The sequence below is a fragment of the Marinobacter sp. genome (assembly GCF_033722195.1).
Classification (GTDB): domain Bacteria; phylum Pseudomonadota; class Gammaproteobacteria; order Pseudomonadales; family Oleiphilaceae; genus Marinobacter.
In genome coordinates, this window is the sequence record NZ_JAWVZL010000019.1 from 1 (window position 1) to 19,577 (window position 19,577).

At 62.8% G+C, this 19,577-nt stretch carries 18 protein-coding genes, 1 tRNA gene and 1 pseudogene; 7 read left to right on the forward strand and 13 right to left on the reverse strand.

All coding sequences use genetic code 11. The features are described 5' to 3' along the window. The 4 genes and pseudogenes from R3280_RS05540 to R3280_RS05555 all read right to left on the reverse strand — a co-directional run. Positions 1–552 (reverse strand): annotated as a pseudogene (locus tag R3280_RS05540) (thiol reductant ABC exporter subunit CydC); the annotation flags it as partial. Then, positions 545–2,170, reverse strand: coding sequence for a thiol reductant ABC exporter subunit CydD (gene cydD / locus R3280_RS05545; protein WP_318997588.1), 1,626 nt, complete (start codon positions 2,168–2,170; stop codon positions 545–547). The gene cydD and the pseudogene R3280_RS05540, both read right to left, overlap by 8 nt. Positions 2,171–2,233: 63 nt before the next feature. Further along, positions 2,234–3,232 carry a cytochrome d ubiquinol oxidase subunit II gene (gene cydB, locus R3280_RS05550; protein ID WP_318997633.1) on the reverse strand — a complete coding sequence of 333 codons (999 nt, stop codon included), beginning with the start codon at positions 3,230–3,232 and terminating at the stop codon, positions 2,234–2,236. A 5-nt stretch (positions 3,233–3,237) separates the two neighbouring features. Beyond that, positions 3,238–4,674 (reverse strand): cytochrome ubiquinol oxidase subunit I, encoded by a 1,437-nt coding sequence (locus tag R3280_RS05555; RefSeq protein WP_318997589.1) that lies wholly within the window; start codon positions 4,672–4,674, stop codon positions 3,238–3,240. Between the two features lie 182 nt (positions 4,675–4,856). On the opposite strand from R3280_RS05555, the gene R3280_RS05560 reads away from it, so the two are divergent. Then, a complete protein-coding gene (locus tag R3280_RS05560) occupies positions 4,857–5,474 on the forward strand; it encodes a class I SAM-dependent methyltransferase (RefSeq protein ID WP_318997590.1) in 618 nt (205 codons plus the stop codon). A gap of 62 nt (positions 5,475–5,536) precedes the next feature. Further along, positions 5,537–5,623: transfer RNA gene (locus R3280_RS05565), tRNA-Leu, on the forward strand. Positions 5,624–5,625: 2 nt separating this feature from the next. On the opposite strand, the gene R3280_RS05570 is transcribed toward R3280_RS05565, so the two are convergent. Together R3280_RS05570 and R3280_RS05575 are read right to left on the reverse strand one after the other, a co-directional pair. Further along, complete coding sequence (locus R3280_RS05570) at positions 5,626–8,016, reverse strand: DUF2309 domain-containing protein (RefSeq protein WP_318997591.1); 2,391 nt, start codon at positions 8,014–8,016, stop codon at positions 5,626–5,628. Continuing rightward, positions 8,013–9,599 (reverse strand): proton-conducting transporter membrane subunit, encoded by a 1,587-nt coding sequence (locus R3280_RS05575; RefSeq protein WP_318997592.1) that lies wholly within the window; start codon positions 9,597–9,599, stop codon positions 8,013–8,015. Before R3280_RS05575 ends, R3280_RS05570 begins: the two co-directional genes overlap by 4 nt. A gap of 449 nt (positions 9,600–10,048) precedes the next feature. Here R3280_RS05575 and R3280_RS05580 point away from each other — a divergent pair, with 449 nt between their 5' ends. Then, positions 10,049–10,750 carry a substrate-binding periplasmic protein gene (locus R3280_RS05580; RefSeq protein ID WP_318997593.1) on the forward strand — a complete coding sequence of 234 codons (702 nt, stop codon included), beginning with the start codon at positions 10,049–10,051 and terminating at the stop codon, positions 10,748–10,750. Here R3280_RS05580 and R3280_RS05585 read toward each other — a convergent pair. Further along, entirely contained in the window at positions 10,744–11,151 is a 408-nt protein-coding gene (locus R3280_RS05585; RefSeq protein ID WP_318997594.1) for a globin, read from the reverse strand. The two genes, R3280_RS05580 and R3280_RS05585, sit on opposite strands and share 7 nt — an antisense overlap. Before the next feature lie 389 nt (positions 11,152–11,540). Between R3280_RS05585 and R3280_RS05590 the strand changes: the two genes are divergently transcribed. Next, positions 11,541–12,350 (forward strand): flagellar motor protein MotA, encoded by an 810-nt coding sequence (locus R3280_RS05590; RefSeq protein ID WP_318997595.1) that lies wholly within the window; start codon positions 11,541–11,543, stop codon positions 12,348–12,350. 27 nt (positions 12,351–12,377) lie between these two features. After that, positions 12,378–13,445, forward strand: coding sequence for a peptidoglycan -binding protein (locus tag R3280_RS05595; RefSeq protein ID WP_318997596.1), 1,068 nt, complete (start codon positions 12,378–12,380; stop codon positions 13,443–13,445). A 69-nt stretch (positions 13,446–13,514) separates the two neighbouring features. Here the strand turns inward: R3280_RS05595 and R3280_RS05600 are convergent, their stop codons facing one another. From R3280_RS05600 to R3280_RS05625, 6 genes are all read right to left on the reverse strand, one after another. Beyond that, positions 13,515–13,817, reverse strand: coding sequence for a DUF6482 family protein (locus R3280_RS05600; protein ID WP_318997597.1), 303 nt, complete (start codon positions 13,815–13,817; stop codon positions 13,515–13,517). A 74-nt stretch (positions 13,818–13,891) separates the two neighbouring features. Beyond that, the gene (locus R3280_RS05605; RefSeq protein WP_318997598.1) at positions 13,892–15,385 is read right to left on the reverse strand and encodes an NAD(P)/FAD-dependent oxidoreductase; all 1,494 of its coding nucleotides are present in this window, start codon (positions 15,383–15,385) and stop codon (positions 13,892–13,894) included. 223 nt (positions 15,386–15,608) lie between these two features. Next, positions 15,609–16,193: a PadR family transcriptional regulator gene (locus R3280_RS05610; RefSeq protein WP_318997599.1), complete on the reverse strand. Its 585-nt coding sequence runs from the start codon at positions 16,191–16,193 to the stop codon at positions 15,609–15,611. A gap of 86 nt (positions 16,194–16,279) precedes the next feature. Further along, positions 16,280–16,804, reverse strand: a complete 525-nt coding sequence (locus tag R3280_RS05615) for a DUF192 domain-containing protein (RefSeq protein WP_318997600.1) — start codon at positions 16,802–16,804, stop codon at positions 16,280–16,282. Between the two features lie 9 nt (positions 16,805–16,813). Beyond that, positions 16,814–17,575 (reverse strand): ABC transporter permease, encoded by a 762-nt coding sequence (locus tag R3280_RS05620; RefSeq protein WP_318997601.1) that lies wholly within the window; start codon positions 17,573–17,575, stop codon positions 16,814–16,816. Beyond that, a complete protein-coding gene (locus tag R3280_RS05625) occupies positions 17,572–18,501 on the reverse strand; it encodes an ABC transporter ATP-binding protein (protein WP_318997602.1) in 930 nt (309 codons plus the stop codon). The genes R3280_RS05620 and R3280_RS05625 overlap by 4 nt, the downstream gene beginning before the upstream one ends. Before the next feature lie 209 nt (positions 18,502–18,710). Between R3280_RS05625 and R3280_RS05630 the strand changes: the two genes are divergently transcribed. Both R3280_RS05630 and R3280_RS05635 read left to right on the forward strand, forming a co-directional pair. Then, positions 18,711–19,178 carry a hypothetical protein gene (locus tag R3280_RS05630; RefSeq protein WP_318997603.1) on the forward strand — a complete coding sequence of 156 codons (468 nt, stop codon included), beginning with the start codon at positions 18,711–18,713 and terminating at the stop codon, positions 19,176–19,178. Between the two features lie 79 nt (positions 19,179–19,257). Further along, a complete protein-coding gene (locus R3280_RS05635; RefSeq protein ID WP_318997604.1) occupies positions 19,258–19,569 on the forward strand; it encodes a hypothetical protein in 312 nt (103 codons plus the stop codon). The last annotated feature ends 8 nt before the right edge of the window (positions 19,570–19,577 follow it).

Below are 19,577 nucleotides of genomic sequence, written 5' to 3' on the forward strand. Positions count from 1 at the left end.
CCAGGTCGCAGACAGCAGTGACAGCCCCAGCAGCAACGCCACCAGGGCCGCCGCGCCTGGCCCCAGCAACCAGGCGGTCACCACCGTCAAAACCAACGACAACAACAGGGCCAGCGCCAGGGGGGCCACCAGGCGCAGGTACAGGCTGTCCAGGCTGTCCAGATCACTGGTGAGGCGGGCCAGCCAGTCGGCGCCGCGCAGGGCGGGCCTTCGTCCCGATGCGAGGCGGGCCAGATTCCGGAACAGATGCACCCGCAGATCCGCCAGCAGGCGCAGGACGGTGTCGTGGTTGTAAACCCGCTCGGCATAACGGCTGACGGTTCGGGTCAGCGCGAAGAAACGGATACCACCGCCGGGCACATAGACATCGAAGCTGACCGCGGCTCCGGCGGCCAGCAAAAGTCCCGCCAGCGAGGCGGCGGTCAGGAACCAGCCCGCCAGGGCCAGCAGTGCAATGCCGGCCGCCAGGGTCAGAGTCAGCAACAGCAGGCCGACAGCCAGCCGGCCCCGTCGCCGGCCAATCAGTTTCAACCAGGGCCAGAGGTCACGCACGGCCACCGCCCCTGACCGGCAGTGCCAGTGTCCGGGTTGCCAGCGCAAGCAGGCTGTCGTGGTGGGTTGCAAACACCAGGGTGCAGCCGCGGCTGGTAAAGTCCGCCAGAGCGCTGAGCACCCGCTGTTCGGTGTCCGGGTCCAGGCCGGCGGTGGGTTCGTCCAGCAGGATCAGATCCGGCTTTGCCAGAAACAGTCGCGCCAGGCTCAGGCGCCGGGCCTGGCCGCCGGACAACCCCTGTCCCTGTTCGGTGATGCTGCTGGCCAGGCCCTTCGGACGGGCCAGCACCAGCTCCCCGAGGCCGGCCTGCTCCAGTGCCGTCATCAGGGCCTCGTCACTGGCCTCGGGTGCCACCAGTCGAAGGTGTTCAGCCCAGCTGCCATGCACCCGATAGGGTGACTGACCCAGCCAACCGAACGGCCGTGCCCCGGGCCGGCTGCCAAACACCGAGACCCTGCCCTGGCTGGGCTGCACGAAGCCCGCCAACAGGCTCAGTAGAGTGGTCTTGCCGCTGCCGGAGGGACCGGTCACGGCAAGACGCTCGCCGGCATGCAGGGTCAGTGACAGGGTGTCCAGACCGAGGCGACCGTCCTCGAACCGGACGCAAACCTGTTCAAGCTCGATGGTATTACCGGAGCGGGAGCCCGACGGAGCGGTTTCCGGTGCCGCCACTTGCCGCGCCCTGGCCAGGCGCTGGGTGATCAGCTGGCCGGCGCCCAGGGCCGCAGCCCGGTCATGATAGTGTTGGGCCAGCAGGCGCAGGGGCTGGAAGAACTCCGGCGCCAGCATCAGGATCAGCAGACCACTGAAGAGCGTAAGCTCCGGTGCCGGCCCGAAATCGATATAACCCAGCAGACCAAAGCCGATGTACATCGCCACCACCGCAATGCTGACGGCGGCAAAGAACTCCAACACAGCGGAGGACAGGAAGGCCACCTTGAGGGTCCGCATAGTCAGCCGGCGGTACTCATCCGAGCGCCTCTGCAACTGGTTCGCCGCGGCTTCGGCGCGCCCGAACAGCTGCAGCGTGGTGAGTGCCCGGACGCGGTCGAGGAACTGGCCGGAAAGGCGCCCGATGGCTTCAAAGTGACGCCGGTTGAGGTTCTCCGCCCCCATACCCACCAGCGCCATGAACATCGGGATCAGCGGCGCCGCCAGCAACAGCAAGAGGGCAGCCAGCCAGTCGAACCAGGCAACCACCGCCAGAATCAGCAGTGGCACCAGCAGCGCCAGGGTGCGCTGGCTGAGGTAGCGGGCAAAATACCCGTGCAGGGCCTCGATGTGGTCCAGCCATTCGCGGCTCAGGCTGCCGGCGGACTCCTCACGCAACCGGACAGGGCCGAGGTGCTCCCAGGCCGTCATCAGCTGCTCCCGGGCGTGGCGGCGCACCACATCGCTGCTGCGGGCCATCATTTTTCCCTGCAGGCTCTGGGCGACGGCCCGGCCACACAGCGAAACCAGCAGGAGGGCGAACCAGGGCGCCAGGGCCGCCACGGCCATTCCACCGACTACCGCTTTGTGCACGATGGCGGCAATAGCCACCATCTGCAGTATGGTCATCAGCCCGGCCAGGCTGCCCGCCACCACGGCCATCCGGATCTCACGACGAGCCTCCAAGGCCAGGCCCGCCAGCCATTGCCGGGCGTCACACGCAGAATCGGAGGGTGGCTCGGAACCCACTCAGTGGTAGCCCTCACCGGCCCGCACCTTGCCCCGGAAGACCCAGTAGGTCCAGGCGGTATAGGCGAGCACAACGGGAACCACGAACAGCACGCCCACCAGCAGGAAAAGCTGCGATTCCGGCGCCGAGGCGGCGTCCCAGACCGTGTAATCCGGCGGCACCACATAGGGCCACCGGCTGACCAGCAGACCCAGATAGGTGAACAGGAAAAGACCCAGGGTTGCCACGAACGGTGTACCCTCGAGACGCCGCTTGACGGACCTGAGGATCTGGTAGGCGCAGAGCAGCGTGAGTGCCGGCAGGATCCAGATGATGGTCAGGGTGCCGAACCAGCGCTCGCGCACCATCTCGTCAACAAAGGGCGTCCAGATGCCGATGACCGCAAAGACCGCCAGAACAACGAACAGCAGCGGCGGTGCCAGCCGATAGGCCCACTCCTGCAGCTCCCCTTCGGTTTTCATGATCAGCCAGGTACTGCCGAGGAGGGCGTAGCCCGCCAGCAGACCGAAACCGGTGAGCACGGAGAAGGGCGTCAGCCAGTCCAGGGCGCCGCCCACGAACATCCGGTCTGCGGTCTCAAAGCCCTCGATATAGGCGCCAACGACCGCCCCCTGGGCGAATGCGGCAACGGTGGAGCCGCCGGCAAAGGCCCAGTTCCACAGGTAGCGGGAGCTTCGGGCCTTGAATCGGAACTCGAACGCGATACCCCGGAAGATCAGCCCCGTGAGCAGCAGGAAAACGCCGATGTACAGGGCCGGCAGCAGAATGGAGTAGACCAGTGGAAACGCCGCCAGCAGGCCGGCACCACCCAGCACCAGCCAGGTTTCGTTGCCGTCCCAGACCGGCGCCACGGTATTCATCATGATGTCCCGGGATTCCTCGTCCGGCGCGAACGGGAAGAGAATACCCACGCCCAGGTCGAACCCATCCATCAGCACATACATGATCACGCCAAAGCCGATGATGAAGGACCAGATAATGACCAGATCAATTCCCAGCATGTTCATTTCCCTCCCTGCGGCGCGGCTTTGTGGTCATCGGAGCTTTTCTCGTCCAGTTCAAAGGGGACGTGTGTCGCCGAGAACGGGCGCTTGGGCCGGTCGCTGTCGGATTCCCCGGTGTTGCGCTCGTCCTCGGGACCGGCGTAGAGCACTCGCATGAGGTAGTAAACCCCGGCGCTGAAGACCAGGCCATAGACGACGATGTAGCCGATCAGGCTGAACAGGGCCATGCCGCCGGTGAGCGATGGCGTGACCGAATCGGCATGGGACATCATGTTGTGCACCAGCCAGGGCGAGCGCCCCATTTCGGTGACAAACCAGCCCGCCAGAACCGCGATGAACGGGGTCACACTCATCACCCTCAGGCTCTGGAGGAACCAGGGCGTGCGCCAATACCGGTCGCCGCGTCGCAGGATCAGCCCGGTAATCGCGACCGCAATCATCAGCAGCCCGAGCCCCACCATGACCCGGAACGACCAGAACACGGGTGCCACCGGCGGCTGCATCTCCACCGGTACCTCGTTGAGCCCCGGCACCACTCCGTCCCACTCGTGGGTGAGAATCAGGCTCGCCAGGCCGGGTATCGCCAGCTCAAAGTGATTGGTCTGGTTTTCCTGGTCGGGCAGGGCGAACAGGATCAGCGGCACCCGGGGCTGGGTTTCCCAGTTGCCCTCCATGGCCGCCACTTTCATGGGTTGGTGCTCCAGGGTGTTGAGGCCGTGGAAATCACCCACCACCGCCTGGGCGGGCGCGATGATCAGCAGCATCCAGAGACACATGGACAGGGCTTTGCGGTTGGTTTCCACCTCGCGCCCATTGAGCAGGTACCAGGCGCTGACACCGGCCACCACAAAACCGCCGGTCAGGAAGGACGCCAGCGCCATGTGGGCAAAACGATAGGGGAAGGAGGGGTTGAAAATGGCCTCACTCCAGGACACCACGTGGAAGATGCCGTCCCGAAGCTCCACACCGGCGGGGGTGTGCATCCAGCTGTTGGCGGAAAGTATCCAGAAGGACGAGATGAATGTGCCCAGCGCCACCATCATTGCCGACAGCAGGTGAACCCCCGGCGGTACCTTGTCCCGGCCAAACAGCAGAACCCCGAGGAAGGCGGCTTCGAGGAAAAACGCCGTGACCACCTCGTAGCTCAGAACCGGCCCGATAAAGTTGGCGGTTGCCTGGGAAAAATTGCTCCAGTTGGTACCGAACTGGAAAGACATCACGATGCCCGACACCACCCCCATGCCGAACACCACGGCAAAGACCTTGGTCCAGAAGCCGGAGAGCCGCTGCCACATGGGGTCTCCGGTCTTGAATGCCAGTGCCTCAAGCAGCGCTATGAAGGACGCAAGACCGATGGTGAAAACAGGGAAGATGGCATGAAAAGACACCACGAACGCGAACTGAATACGGGACAACAGGATAGGATCTAGTTCCACGGGACCTCCGGCTCTGGCACAAAAACGTTCATGGCATGCGGTCAATCACACTACATGGTCTACGGTTTTGTATATTGTAGTACCCGTTGGCTCACTTTCATGCTTTAGGTCAAGGCCTCAGGATATGATGGAGGCCGCTGATCAAAATTTCACTCTACAGAATGCCAGGACCTTCGTGAACCATGGGCTTCTACGACGAACGCATACTGCCGCATCTCATCGACTGCACCTGCTCGGTAGGGCAGGTCATGAAACTCCGTGGCCAGGTGGTGCCTGACTGCAAAGGGAAGGTTCTGGAGGTGGGTATGGGCTCCGGCATCAACCTGTCGTTCTATGATCCGGACCGGGTAAGCCTGGTGTATGGCCTGGAGCCGTCCGCCGGCATGCGCCGGAAGGCGGCCGCCAACCTGGCAGAATCCCCGGTACCGGTGGAGTGGCTGGATCTGCCGGGGGAGAAGATACCGCTGGCGGACAACAGCGTTGATACGGTGCTGCTGACCTTCACTCTCTGCACCATACCGGACGCCCAGGCCGCCCTGGCGCAAATGCGCCGCGTACTGAAACCCGACGGCCAGCTGCTATTCCTCGAGCACGGCCAGTCCCCGGACCCCGGCGTGCGGAAATGGCAGAACAGGATCACCCCGGCGTGGAAGAAAATCGCTGGCGGCTGCCACCTGAACCGACCCATCGCCAGCCTGCTTGAGGAGGCCGGTTTCGTCATCGACAAGCTGGAAAAGATGTACGTGCCGAAGACGCCGAAAATCGCCGGCTATGTCTACCGGGGTAGCGCACACCTGTGAAGCGCATCCGAATTGCGTTCACCTGGGGGGCCTTATACAATCTCGCCGCAAATCCCGCCCATGCCCCGGTGGTGAAATTGGTAGACACAAGGGACTTAAAATCCCTCGGCCGTTAGGCTGTGCCGGTTCAAGTCCGGCCCGGGGCACCATTTCAAACATTCTGTTCCGCAGTGGGCTGCCATTCCAGGTTACCGGCGTAACGCCAGGCCATGCTGCCATGCTCGTCCAGTGCGAACAGGTGTAGCCAGCGATTGTCGAAGAGCTGACGGACGTTCTCATGCTTTTCGAGGATGTCCGTAATGGCCTGGGTTGGCGCTTCGATGCAGACCGACAGCCGCAGAGGTTCGTGGATATAGCGCTCGCCGTCGTGCACGGACTGCCAGGGCAAGCCCGGCCGCAGCACGCCACCGTTGCCCTCAACCACACCCATGCCGCCCACCACGTTGTGCAGCAGTTTGTTGCCGCCGCCAAAGGTCTCCGGTGCCACGGTTGAGCCGTAGTACTGCAGGCTGATCCAGCTGGCCACCACCACCGGAGCGGTCAGGATCAGTTCCAGCACACCGAAGCCATCGTCCTGTTGCCAGTCGTAGTCGTGCAGGAAGGCGCGTCCCTCCAGGCTCTTGCCGACGGTACGATGCCGCGGCGCGGCTATGAAGGCCTTGCACCCCGCCAGCGCCCATTCCGGCCGGACTTCGGCCCAATCCTGGCTGCGCTTCGTGACATGGCGCTCCTTGCGGGCTCCGGGCAGGCGCAGGGCCCGCTCTGTGCGGGTCATGGCGCCGGCTTTGGCCAGCTTGGCACGGGCCTGGCGGAGATCCTCCTGGTGGTTTTGGGTGTCATGGCCGTCCTCGAAGATGACCACCGCGTCCGTGGTGGTGTCGTGCAGGGCGCCAAGGAACAGGGTATCTTCCGGAATCTCTATGGCCCGCTCGGCCAGACCCTGACGCACGGTCGGGTCATTGAGCAGCTGGGCGAGCAGCCGGGCATTGACTTCACCGGAGTAGCCACCACAGGCGCCACAATGAAGCGCGCTGGCGTGAGCGTTGTTGACTACCCGGGCGCCGTGGCCGGTGAGCAGCACCAGGCGTGCAAAATTGCTGGTCAGCGACATGGCCCGCAGGATCTTCTCGGAGGTGTCGACCCTGGCGTCGTCGCTCAGCTCCGGATCGAAGCGGGGCGGCGGATCGGAGGGCAGCGAGGGGCTGCGCACACCGATGGCGTCGCGGACCAGCTTGGCCATGTAGATGGGGCCGGTGGCCTCCACAAAAGCGAAGGAGGAGACCGCCGCCAGCTTGAAGCGGTTCCAGGCGCGTATTGCCCGGGACTTGAAACGGGTCTCCTTGTCAGCTTCGGCATTCTCCGGGCCGGTGGCACAACTGGACACCGCGGGCGTCAGCAGAACCGGTAGCCTTGACTCGGAAAGATCGGAGGCAAAGCGCCGGTGGGCGGTGGGAATGCCGAAGAAGCCGGCAAACCCGAGGGTGCGGGTGTCCGGATCCACCGATTCCAGCGCCCGGCGGAAGACTTCCGAGCGGACATCGATACAGAAAGCTGCCTGCAGGGCAGGGCGTGTTTGCGGCTGTGATGTCGGCTGCGCCTCCAGGGTGGCGGCCAGGGCGCGCTGGGAGGCACGCTCGAAGGCTTCCTGCAGAATGGCGTCAATGATGCCATTGGCCTCCGGCTCGGGGCGTACCGCATGGGCGGCACGGACGCTTTGCCATTGAGTGGCGATGCGGGTTTCGTATTGGGCGAACAGGGCCTCTTCCCACATCAGCCGAATGGCGAGGAAATCCCGGCCGGTGCTGTCCCAGCCGCCGTCCAGTTCGGCCTGCCAGAGCCTGTAGCGGGCCGATTGCGCCCAGCCGCCCAAGGTCATCAGCAGTTGGTGGAAATAGGTGTCCAGCGACTCCTGATCCAGGCCGAGCCGGTAAACCGCCCGCAGAATCACTTCCTCGGCCCTTTGAGGCGCGTTCTCGATGTGGGCGGCAAAGCCCGAGAGCCCCATGATCTCCGGCGTCAGGTCGCGACTGGCGAAAGCACGCCACGCGGCGAAGGCACTGGTGCTGCGGGGGGCTGCCCAGAGCGCCTGGCCCCGGTCCAGGTAAGCCGCCGCCCAGACGCCGAATCTTTCGGCCAGGAAGGCTGGCCAATCCATGCCGTCGATGCTGGCGGCCAGGTCGGCGACGGTGGGCAGCGGTTTCGCTTTGGGCGAATTCTTCGCGGATGCCTGCTTCAGCTCGGCGACGTTGGCCGGGCGAGACCGGGCTGGTGCGTTCGCCAGTGTCTCTGCCAGGTCGCGGTCGCTGATGTCACCGGCAAGAATTCGCTGGTGATACCAGGCCCTCGGCATGGTCACCGGGACTCCGGCCACCCGGCCCAGGTGGGCACCGGTGGTGGCCAGGTCCAGGTGGGTCTGGCCGAGGAAGGGATTGACGGCCACGCTCGAGTCCAGCGGCCACAACGGGGGCACACTGGCGATAGCGGCGGCGGCCAGCTCGAGGGTGTGGGCATGTTGGGTGGCGCTGTTGACAGTGGTCATCATTGCGAGGACTCCGCTCCGGTTTTACCTGGCTTACTGCGTACCGCCCAGCCTTTCAGGAAGCGATCAAACAGTGCGTTTATGTACAGACCGTTGGACAGGTGTACCCTCAGACCCGCGGCGGCCGGATGGTAGGCCCAGAGCGGGAACATCGCCTGCGCCACCGCAACCAGGCCGAAGCTGACCACGGTCAGTATCACCAGGGCCCATTCCAGCGGCCTGGGCTCCGGGGTTGGCGGCAAGGTGCCCCGGGTGAGCCATTCAGCGCCGGTCTGCAAGGCAAAGTAACCGACACCGGCCAGCACGGAATAGATCGCGGTGCGACGGGTCAGGGTGCGGGGCGCGGCGTCCGCCAGGCCCTGGGCCAGCAGATAGGCAACCCCCAGGATGAGGACCGCACCCAGGGCGATGGCCTGGGGCGATTTGCCCTCAAACCCGAACACCGCGCCAATGGCTCCGTACAGCAGTAATGCCACCAGGAAGGCCTTGCCCACCGCACCGCCGTCGGGGATGGCGATGGGGCCGGGGCGGCGGAGCTTGGTCACCTGCTCGACGGCGCCGCCCGAGCTCAGGAAAGCATGCGCCTTGTAGAGCGAGTGGGCCACGATGTGCAGCAGTGCGATGGGGAAGAGGCCGAGACCGCATTGAAGGATCATGAAGCCCATCTGTCCGATCGTCGACCAGGCCAGTGAGGTCTTGACGGTGGGCTGGGTCAGCATCACCAGACCGCCGAACAGGGCGGTAAAGCCACCGACCATGACCAGGACTGCCAGCATGCCTGGCGCCACCAGCATGACGTCGGCCAGGCGGATCAGCAGAAAGCCGCCGGCATTGATCACGCCGGCGTGGAGCAGGGCAGAGACCGGTGTCGGTGTCTCCATGACTTCGGTCAGCCAGCTGTGGACCGGAAACTGCGCCGATTTCATCAGTGCGGCCACGGTGATCAGCGCCGCCGCCCAGGGTGTCGCCATGGGAATGTTGCCGGCCCGGATGGCCTCGGCGATGGCGGCGATATCGCCGGTTCCGAAACCGGCCACCAGCAACAGACCGGCGCCAAGCAGCGAAAGATTGCCAATCCAGCCGGTCAATGCTTTCTTGCGGGCTGCCCGCTGCGCGGGAACCCGATCCGGATAGAACAGCAGCAGCCGGTGCAGGAAAACGCCAATGGCCACCCAGGCGACGATGAGCTGGAGCAGGTTACCGGCCTGGACCAGCAACAGCACCGCAACCAGCGTGGCGCACATCCAGCCGGTGAAAATGCCCTGGCGAGGCTCGCCCCGCAGGTAGGTGGCAGAATAGCGGAGCACGATCCAGCCCACGAAAGACACCAGAAGCAGCATGATGGCGCTGACCACGTCGATGCGGGCGGAAAAGCCGACGCCCGCGCCACCCAACAAGGGGCTGTTGCCGGGGCCGTAAATCAGCAGCGCAAGCCCGGACAGCAGGGAAAGCAGGAAAGCGAGTAGTGCGGATGCCTCGGCCAGCCGGGCGCTAAAGCGAACCTTCCTCGGAGATAAGGTAAAGGCGGCGAGAGCCGCCAGCATAAGCACGGCCGGTGGCAGGTATGGCAGTAGATAGGCGGACAAGGCTAGCTCCTTTTGGCTCCATCAGAGTCGTGCCAAGATATACCCTCATCAACGATAAATTAAATGTTTTATATGGGACAACTCGTTCTCTTTAAAAGAACGAATGCCCGTCACGCCGATTACCCGTTTCTTTGAGCTTAGAAGATCCTGCAAACACCGGTGCTAAAAAGTGAACAATTCCGAACAGAATTTGTGCGCGATCAAGCTTCGGAGGCTTCTCCCAATTTCGTGAGAAGGTCCGAAAACGGGCAGCTTTCGCACTACCGTGTCCGAGGCGGGAAATGATAACGATGCCAACCCTTGAACTGTGCTGCTGCATCAACTGTACTAAAAAGCGAGCACGGTTGGTTTCAGGGAGGTCGTTTGTGGCCAGGTTCCGGCTTTTACTCGGGGTTTTGCTGCTGTCAGGATTGGTAACCACGGCTCATGGCGACGGTCCACGTCTTCTGGTGGGCACTGGCCCGGCCTATCCACCATTCTCCGATGCCAAGATGGTCGTACCGGGGGTCGCAACGCAGCTGGTGGAACTGGTACTCCAGGGCCTGGATTACCAGGTCGAGATGCGCCGTCAGCCCTGGAACAGGCTCATGCGGGAAGCCCGCAACCTGGAGTTGGCCGCTATCTACCCCTACGTTGTGACGCCGGAGCGGGCCAAGGACTTCCTGGCCTCCGATCCCCTGTTCCACATCAAATTGCGCTTCTTCGGCCTGGCAGACGATGGCAGAGATTGGGATCTTGGGTCGGCAGAACAGCCCGTGCGGCTCTGCCGGCCCAACGGTTATGCCTTGAACGAGGATTTGCGGCCCTACCTACAGCACCATGAAGAGATCCAGTGGATCCGGCCCAACTCCCTGGAATCCTGTTTCTTGATGCTGGAGCGGGGTCGGGTGGACCTGATACCCATCAATCTCGCGACCGGCCGCTACACCATCAAGCGCACCTTCGACACGCCACCGTCGATCCGCACCATTGAGCTGTTCGAGGACGACGCCACCCTGCATCTGCTGGTACCCAAGGCGAGGCCAGGTGCCGAAGCCCTGCTCGAGCGGTTCAATCGGGAGCTTGCCAGGGTGAAGCTCAGCCCGGCAGGAAAGCGCATTTATGAGCAGGTGGATCAGTTCTTGAGTCAGGAGCCGCTGATCCCTCAGTAACGGCTGTACTTGAATTTCAGGTAGGTGATGCCGGCGCTGAGTACCAGCCGCCAGGACAGCTCCACATCGTCATCACACTCGGCATCAAACTGCCGTACCGTGGCCACCAGACTCTCCAGCCAGTAATCGTAGAGCGGCGGTGTGATGTTGTAACCGCGGGCGCTGTGGGTCCGGGCGATCCGCTCCAGCACGCCGTCGGCGGAGCCGGAAGCGTAGAACACAACCAGGCTGTAGAAGGATTTCTTCAGCATCCGTCGCTGTTCCACCAGATCGGTGTTGTGGAACTTCTGGCGGACCAGGGGCGAGGAGGCCAGGAAGCGCTGATAGAAGGCTTCGAAGAAGGCGTCTCCGTGGCGGCGAACGCGCTCGTAACTGCCATCAAACAGGATTTCAAAGGACATGTGGCTTTTGCTCGAGTCTCAGGGTTCATCAATGTCCGGACACAGCAAAAGACCGACGATCATCAAGACAGGGTTCAAGTATGACACCGCTCACACTCTGTAACAATTAAACTAAATGCACCTTTACAGAAATTATTCGATGTGATCGCTAGGCAGAGTGCTGCGGTGCCCAGTGATGGCATCGCGGAAAGCCCTGATGACATAATCCACCTCATCATCAGGCATGGTCGGGAAGATCGGTGGCGCAGTGCAAACAGGATTCCGGTTCCCGTTCCTCCCTCAAAAAATGAGCGCGGATTAACCAACCTACCGGTGCGGTATGCTAGGGTTTGCTCTGGATGGCCCGTCGCCGGTCATCAGGGCCTGGCAGCAATCGACGGAGAGTGTTGATGAGCAATCCCAAACACACCCTTTTCTGGATGACACTCTTTCTGGCCATCGTGCTGGCGGTCTGTGTATTGATCTACCGGCCACTGGCCACCGCTTTCATGGCGAACTGGGTGTTCAACCTGCTGATTGTCTGCGTGCTTCTTGTCGGCATCGGGCTGACCTACCGCCAGGTCTTCGTGCTCTTCCCGGAACTGCGCTGGATCGCCCAGTTCCGCACCGGCCATGCCGGTCTTTCCGTGCTTCAGGAGCCGCGGTTGTTGAAGCCCCTGGCCAAGCAGCTGGGGGACAACTACAAACGCGACCAGTTCTCGCTGTCCACCATGTCCCTGCGCACGGTGCTGGACGGCATCCACACCCGGATGGACGAGCAGCGGGAAATCACCCGCTATTTCATCAGCCTGCTGGTGTTTCTCGGGCTGCTGGGCACTTTCTGGGGTCTGCTGGGTACCATCAATGCGGTCGGTGGTGTGATCGCGGGTCTGGACATGGGGCAGGGCGACTTTGGCGCGGTGTTTGCTGAGCTGCAGGCCGGTCTGATGACGCCCCTTCAGGGCATGGGCACGGCGTTCAGTTCCTCGCTGCTGGGGCTCGGCGGCTCGCTGATTCTCGGCTTCCTGGACATCCAGGCCGGCCATGCCCAGAACCGCTTCTATGACGGCCTTGAGGAGTGGCTGACCGGCGTCACCAACCTGGTGGACACCGTGGCCGGGCCGGCGGTGGACACCTCACCGGTGGACCTGGAACAGCTCCGCGAGGAGAACGAACGCCTGCGCAGCCGGCTCAGGGACCAGGGCGACAGCGATGCCTAGACTTTCCGGTTTGGCGGGAGTGCGGCCATGCTAGGCTCCCGGCGCAGAGCGCGCAGCAACATCAATGTCTGGCCGGGCTACGTGGACGCCCTGTCGGCGCTGCTGATGCTGGTGATCTTCATGTTGCTGATCTACGTGGTCAGCCAGCTCTACCTGTCACAGACCCTGTCCGCCAGAGATGCCCAGCTTGCCAGCCTCAACGAGCGCCTGGCGGAAATCTCCACGTTGCTGGGTCTGAAGCAGCAGGAAACCGCCGAGCTGCGGCAGGCCATGGCCTCGCTGCAGGCCACCTACAACGAAGTGCTGGCGGAGAATGACGCCCTCAAAAGCGAAATCGACGCCAAGCAGGACATCATCCTGGCGCAACGCTACGACCTTGAGGCCCAGGGTATGCGCCTGGAGGACATGCAGGAGTCGGTCACCTCGGTTCGGGACCAACTGACCGAGGAAGAGGCGCTCACCGCGACCCAGCAGGCTTTCATCAAGCGGTTGTCTGATCGGATCGAGGCCCTGCAGGAGCAACTGGGCCAGATTTCGGCGGCCCTGAAGCTTCAGACCGACCTCACGGCGGAGAAAGAGGCCGAGCTGGCGGAGCTGGGTCAGCGCCTCAATACACTGCTGGCCGAGCGAGTCAGCGAGCTGGAGAAATACCAGTCTGAGTTCTTTGGCCGGTTGCGGGAAATACTGGCGGACAAGGAGAACATCCGTATCGTCGGTGATCGGTTCCTGCTGCCGTCCGAGCTGCTGTTCGCCTCGGGCTCTGCCCGCCTGGAGGAGGAAGGCATCGCCGAGCTGAACAAGCTGGCGGCCCTGCTACTGGAAGTGGCCGAGGCCATCCCGGAGGATATCGACTGGATACTGCGCATCGATGGCCACACCGACATCATCCCCATCAATACGCCGGCCTTTCCCTCCAACTGGGAGCTTTCCACGGCCCGGGCGGTGGCGGTGGTGCGTTATCTGGCGCAACAGGGTGTGCCCGAGGATCGCATGGCGGCCGCAGGCTTCGGTGAGTTCTATCCGGTGGCGGAAGGGACCTCGCCGGAGGCCTTGCGAAAGAATCGGCGAATCGAGCTGAAGCTGACAGATCGCTAGCAAGGATCCGCGAGCTGACAGGGCAGGGCGCCCGCTGACTGTGACCAGAAATCCGGTGCCCGAAACGGCTTACTTCGAGCGGTGGACCGGCACCCGCATGAAAGGCTCGCCTTCATCACTGAGGCCTACCATTTCATCGTAGCCGGACGGTGGCATCACTTCGGTGCGGGCGATGGGGAAGGCGCTCAGTGCCTCCTGGGCTGCGGCTGTTCCGGTATAAAGCAGGGGCTCGCCGTGGTTGTCGGTGACCACGTGCGTCTGGCCGTCGATCGTCACGCGAGCCAGGTAGTATCTGCCCTCCAGGGAAACAATTTCCAGCAGGTCGATGGCTTTATCGGGGCGTGCCTTGAGCTCGCTGAGTGTGACTTTCACGCTGGCTCTCCTGTAGACATGGACTGAAAGAAATTCCGCTACACAAGGCCATACGCATTTCGAACCGGGAAAGATCAGCCCGGCGCGTCAGCGGCTGCCGGCCGCAGCTCGTAGTCCTCGGGGTCCACCTCCCGGGTGGCCAGACGGTAGGTGAAGGTAAAACCCGGCCAGTTGACGGTATTGCGGCCCTGCTCGTTGCGATACCAGGACGTGCAGCCCGCCTCCCAGACGCTGTTTCTGAGGGACTCCTGCAGACTCTCCACGTACTCACTCTGACGCTCCGGCCGGACCTGCATGGCCCAGCCACTGCCTTTCTTTTGTAGCAGACTCAGGGCGGAAAGCACGTAACGTATCTGGCTCTCCAGCATGAAGATGATGGAATTGTGGGCCAGGTTGGTATTGGGCCCATAGAGCATGAACAGGTTCGGGAAGCCGTTCACCGTGATGCCCTTGTAGGCCTCGGCACCCTGTCGCCATGCGGCGTTCAGGTCCTGACCGTGAGCGCCGGTGATGGTCATGGGGGAGAGGAAATCGGTCGCCTTGAACCCGGTACCGTAGATGATGGTGTCCACCTCGTGCTCCTGGCCATCCTCGGTCAGGATGCCCTTCGGAGTGACTCGCGTGATGGGCGTGGTGATCAGTTCCAGGTGCTCCTGGTTCATGGCCGGGGCCCAGTCATTGGAGATCAGTACCCGCTTGCAGCCAATCTTGTAATCCGGCACCAGCTTTTCCAGCTTGACCGGGTCCTTGACGTGCTTGCGCAACTCCCGCTTGGCCTGCCACGCAAAGAGTTCCAGCAGGAAATTGAACTTGGTGAAGGCAAGGGCCCGGCTTTCGTTCTTCCAGTAGATCAGGTTGCGGTAGAGCCGGTCATGACCCGGCAGGTGCTTGAAAAGCCATTGTTCGACGGGCTTGAAGGGCCGGTCCGGCTTCGGGATTACCCAGGCCGCCGAGCGCTGGAAAAGTTTCAGGCGGGCCACCTGCGGCAGGATCTCGGGCACGAACTGTATGGCGCTCGCCCCGGTGCCGATGACCGCTACGCGTTTGCCGGCGAAGTCGTGGTCATGGTCCCAGCGCGCCGAATGAAAGGCATGCCCCTGGAAGGAGTCGAGGCCCTGGATCCGAGGGTAGGCGGGCTGGTTCAGCTGGCCGGTGGCGGTGATCAGCACATTGGCCTCGAAGCGGTCGCCCGAGCGGGTATGCACGATCCAGCGATGGCTGCCGGCGTCGAAGCGTGCCTCGCTCACCTCCTGGTTGAAGTGGATGTGGGGCCCGAGGTTGTACTTCTGCACGCAGTCCACCATGTACTGCCGGATTTCCCGCTGATGGCCGAACTTGCGGGACCAGTCGTGTTTGGGCTCGAACGAATAGGAATAAAGGTGGGATTGCACATCGCAGGCCGCGCCCGGGTATGTGTTGTCGCGCCAGGTGCCGCCCACACCCTCGGCTTTCTCCAGCAGGATAAAGTCGCTGTAGCCGGCCTTGCGCAGCTGGATGGCCATACCCAGGCCGCCGAAACCGGTACCGATGATGATGATGGAGGGCCTGTTGTCGGCTTGGGTCTGCATGATTCACTACTCCTGGTAACTGCCGGACAGTCTAACCGCCGTTACGGTACAAGGCACCGGGTCAGGTCAAATTTGTCCTCATCGACCCCGGATCTCAGCCTCGATTCAGGACTCTTAGGGTAGGGTCATTGGAGAAAAGACGTACCGATCTGTTTTCGATGATAATAGAAGGGGGCAGGCGGAATTCCATGGCCAGCGCCGGGCCGTGCTCTGATCCGAGCATTCAGTCACCCCTGTTGGGTACCGATGTACGGTCCAACCCTTCATCTGGGGAGAGCTCCTCAAGCGTCGACTCCGCCTCCTCCAGCCAACTCAGCAAAGCTTCCTCAGCCAGCATGCCCCGCCGCAACGCCAGGTATTGCAGTCGGGTCGCCGGGTCCATCCGGACCGAGCGGCGAAAATAGGTGTGCTCGATAACCCGGTAATAGCCCAACTGTGCCACCGCATCCTGTCGCCAGCGGTCGAGCTCATCCGCCAGTAAAGCCGTGTCCACAAGCTTGCCGGCAAAGAGCTTGACCTGCAGCGGATCCCGTATCGGCGGCCGGGCCTGGGGCTGCTCCAGCCAGGCCTTCAGCGCCCGGGTACCGGCAATGGTGACGCTGTACTGCTTCTTGTCCGGCTTGTCCGACTGGTTGATGGTCTTCACCTGCAGGCATCGCTCCCGGGCCAGACGATTCAGCTCCCGGTACACCTGCTGGTGGCTGGCGTTCCAGACATTGGCCAGGCGGGTCTTGAAGCGTTGAGTCAGCTCGTAGCCGGTGGCCGGCTCATCCTGTAGAGCGGCAAGCAGGGCGTAACCAAGGGCCATGGTGCCTCCGGGAGCAAATGCATTTTGTTGCATAAGGCGATGTTTTTACCATTATATGCAACATGTCGCATAAAGCGAGAGCGGGCTTACTGGCACTGGGAGGGCGGCACCAGGGAGAATCGGTCGCCCACCCGGATATCCTTGCGCTCGAAGTAGCCCCGGTTCATTTCCAGCGCCAGGGTGAAGGGCACTCCCGCCGGGTAGGAGGGGCAGCCCGTGCCGGCGCTGGTACAGGGGACCATGCTCTGGATGGCACGAATCTCACCGTTCTCTCCGATGAATGCGATATCCAGCGGAATCCGGGTCTTGTACATCCAGAATGAATGGCTTGGCGGGCGGGGTTCGTCGTAGATGAACAGCATGCCGGCGTTGGGCGGCAGTGAATCCCGCTCCATCAGGCCGAACTGTTTCTGCGCCGGGGTCCGGGCCAGCTCGACGCGGATGGGGTGAGCCTGGGTGTCGCTGCTCAGGCAGGCGGATACCCGCACGGGTGGGCGCTCCGGCGGCTCCAGGGCATGGCCGGGGTGAAGCAGGCTCCAGCCCAGGCCGCCCGCCATGGCCAGCACGGCGAGACGCTTGCCGGCGCGAAGGCTCAGCGCTGTCGGCTCCATGGTGCCGGCCTAGGACCGCAACCGGTAGCCGGTTTTGAAGATCCACCAGACCGTGGCGACACAGGCCAGCAGGAAGAACAGCGTCATGCCCACGCTGATGCCCACGTGTACATCAGAGACCCCGTAGAAGGCCCAGCGGAAGCCGCTGATCAGGTAGACCACCGGGTTGAACAGGGTGATGGTCTGCCAGATCTCCGGCAGCATGTCGATGGAGTAGAAGGTACCCCCCAGGAACACGAGGGGTGTGACGATCATCAGCGGCACGATCTGCAGCTTCTCGAAGCCGTCGGCCCAGATGCCGATGATGAAGCCGAACAGGCTGAAGGTGACGGAGGTCAGCACCAGGAAGGCGAACATCCAGAACGGGTGCAGGATGGTGTAGGGCACGAACAGCCGTGCAGTGATCAGGATGATGATGCCCAGGATCACCGACTTGGTGGCGGCAGCACCCACGTAACCGATGACCACTTCCAGGTAGGACACCGGCGCCGACAGCACCTCATAGATGGTCCCGGAGAATTTCGGCATGTAGATGCCGAAGGAGGCGTTGGAGATGCTCTGCATCAGCAGCGACAGCATGATCAGGCCCGGGATGATGAAGGCGCCATAGCTGATGCCGTCGATTTCCCCCATGCGGGAGCCGATGGCGGAGCCGAACACCACGAAGTAGAGCGAAGTGGAGATCACCGGCGATGCCACACTCTGCATCAGGGTGCGCCACATGCGGGCCATTTCGAATTTGTAGATCGCGCGGATACCGTAAATATTCATGAGGCGTTCTCGTGCACCAGGCCAACGAAAATATCTTCCAGGGAGCTCTCCCGGGTCTGCAGGTCGCGGAATTCGATGCCGTATTCCACCAACCGCCGCAACAGCCGCGCCACACCTGCCTGCTCCTGCTGGGAGTCGAAGGTGTAGATGACCTCGTATCCATCCTCCGAGAGCTCCACCGGTTCGTCGGCAAAGTCCCCAGGCAGTGATTCGAGGGGAGTTTGCAGGTGCAGGCGAAGCTCCTTCTTGCCGAGCTTGGCCATCAGCCGGTTTTTCTCCTCCACCAGGATAATCTCGCCGTTGCGGATAACGCCGATGCGGTCGGCCATCTCTTCCGCTTCCTCGATGTAGTGGGTGGTGAGGATGATGGTGACACCGCTCTCCCGCAGTTTTCGGACCATCTGCCACATGTCCCGGCGCAGTTCCACGTCCACCCCGGCGGTGGGCTCGTCTAGGAACAGGATGCGGGGCTCATGGGACAGGGCCTTGGCGATCATCACCCGGCGCTTCATGCCGCCGGATAGCGCCATGATGCGACTGTTGCGCTTGTCCCAAAGGGACAGATCCCGGAGCACCTTTTCGATGTGGCCGGGGTTGGGGGCCTTGCCAAACAGGCCGCGACTGAAGGACACCGTGTCCCAAACCGTCTCGAAGGCGTCGGTGTTGAGTTCCTGGGGTACCAGGCCGATGGCCTCCCGGGCCGCGCGGTAATCCCGGACGATATCGTGGCCCGCCGCCAGTATGCGTCCCTCGGACAGGTTGACGATGCCGCAGATGATACTGATCAGTGTGGTCTTGCCGGCGCCATTGGGGCCGAGCAGGGCGAAGATCTCGCCGCGCCGGATGTCCAGATTGATGTTCTTGAGGGCGTGGAAGCCGCCCGCGTAAACCTTGCTGACCTGCTGGATGGAAATATCTGGCTGCACGATGGTATCCCGGTGAAGGTGGCTTATCCCGTTGATGATCAAGCCAAATCCGCGAAAGCGGCTATTCTTGCATGTCCCACGTCCAGGGCGGAACCCAGAATTATACGCACAAGGGCCGGTTTTGTGGTGGCGGCAGCCACAATCGCTCCAACGTTGGAGACCGCAGGAACAGCAGGCATAATGCCTCCATTTTCTCTGTGGGTATTGCCATGGCGTTACGGTCTGTTCTCGTGGGTGCTCTGCTGGTGACCTTGATTGCCGTCGTGGCGCTGGGGCCCCGCTGGCTGTTGTCCGACCGCGCCGGAAAAGTCGAGTCCCAGAACGTCTGCGATCCGACCCTGGAGGCCTGCGTCCTGTCCACCGCCGACGGCCACTGGCAGGTCCGCCTTGAGCCGGTGGCGGGAGAGAGCCGTCGGTTGCGTCTGACCGTCCGGGCGCCGGAGCCACTTGCGGGCCTCACCGCCATTCTGCGGGGCGAATCCATGTACCTGGGTGAATACCCCATCCGGCTGGCTGCGGCCGACGGTGACACCACCTGGCAGGCCAGTTTCACTGTGCCCGTGTGTACCCTGGACCCCCGGATGCTCTGGCGTGTGTACCTTTACCAGGGTGCCGGTGCCGGCAGCGAGTTGCGGGCATCGTCAAAACTCGTCTTCCGGGACCCCGCCGACAAATGATGCAAACCCCGGGAGGGCACATTCGCCGCAATCCGGTGTAGAATTCCGCAGACCCATTCACGGACCCAGGGAAGAGCCCATGCAATACGCAGACAGTGTCCAGCAGGTACTGATTCGCAAGATCAATCGCGCCGAGCAGGATCTGGTGCAGTTGAAGCTGGATTATTGCCGCTTTATCTATGGCCTGACCCATCGCTCCCAGGTGGAGGTGAACGGCGAGGTCTACCAGGTGCGCTCGGTGGATGTGGATACCATGGTGCGCAGGGAAGACGGCAGCCTTGAGAAGCCCGAACTCGCGGGCTCGCCGGTCGGGGCCGACGCCAGTGCAGAGGTCGAGCCGTTGGGCCGGGACTGGACGCTGATTGGCGAGCAGGGCACCAGCCAGGCCTGAGCCGCGGA

Excerpts from the sequence above, each read along its gene's own strand:
- R3280_RS05560 (WP_318997590.1), top strand. The coding sequence starts at position 4,857 with ATGGGCTTCTACGACGAACGCATACTGCCGCATCTCATCGACTGCACC.
- R3280_RS05570 (WP_318997591.1), bottom strand. The coding sequence starts at position 8,016 with ATGATGACCACTGTCAACAGCGCCACCCAACATGCCCACACCCTCGAG.
- R3280_RS05585 (WP_318997594.1), bottom strand. The coding sequence starts at position 11,151 with ATGTCCTTTGAAATCCTGTTTGATGGCAGTTACGAGCGCGTTCGCCGC.
- R3280_RS05590 (WP_318997595.1), top strand. The coding sequence starts at position 11,541 with ATGAGCAATCCCAAACACACCCTTTTCTGGATGACACTCTTTCTGGCC.
- R3280_RS05595 (WP_318997596.1), top strand. The coding sequence starts at position 12,378 with ATGCTAGGCTCCCGGCGCAGAGCGCGCAGCAACATCAATGTCTGGCCG.
- R3280_RS05605 (WP_318997598.1), bottom strand. The coding sequence starts at position 15,385 with ATGCAGACCCAAGCCGACAACAGGCCCTCCATCATCATCATCGGTACC.
- R3280_RS05610 (WP_318997599.1), bottom strand. The coding sequence starts at position 16,193 with ATGGCCCTTGGTTACGCCCTGCTTGCCGCTCTACAGGATGAGCCGGCC.
- R3280_RS05615 (WP_318997600.1), bottom strand. The coding sequence starts at position 16,804 with ATGGAGCCGACAGCGCTGAGCCTTCGCGCCGGCAAGCGTCTCGCCGTG.
- R3280_RS05620 (WP_318997601.1), bottom strand. The coding sequence starts at position 17,575 with ATGAATATTTACGGTATCCGCGCGATCTACAAATTCGAAATGGCCCGC.
- R3280_RS05630 (WP_318997603.1), top strand. The coding sequence starts at position 18,711 with ATGGCGTTACGGTCTGTTCTCGTGGGTGCTCTGCTGGTGACCTTGATT.
- R3280_RS05635 (WP_318997604.1), top strand. The coding sequence starts at position 19,258 with ATGCAATACGCAGACAGTGTCCAGCAGGTACTGATTCGCAAGATCAAT.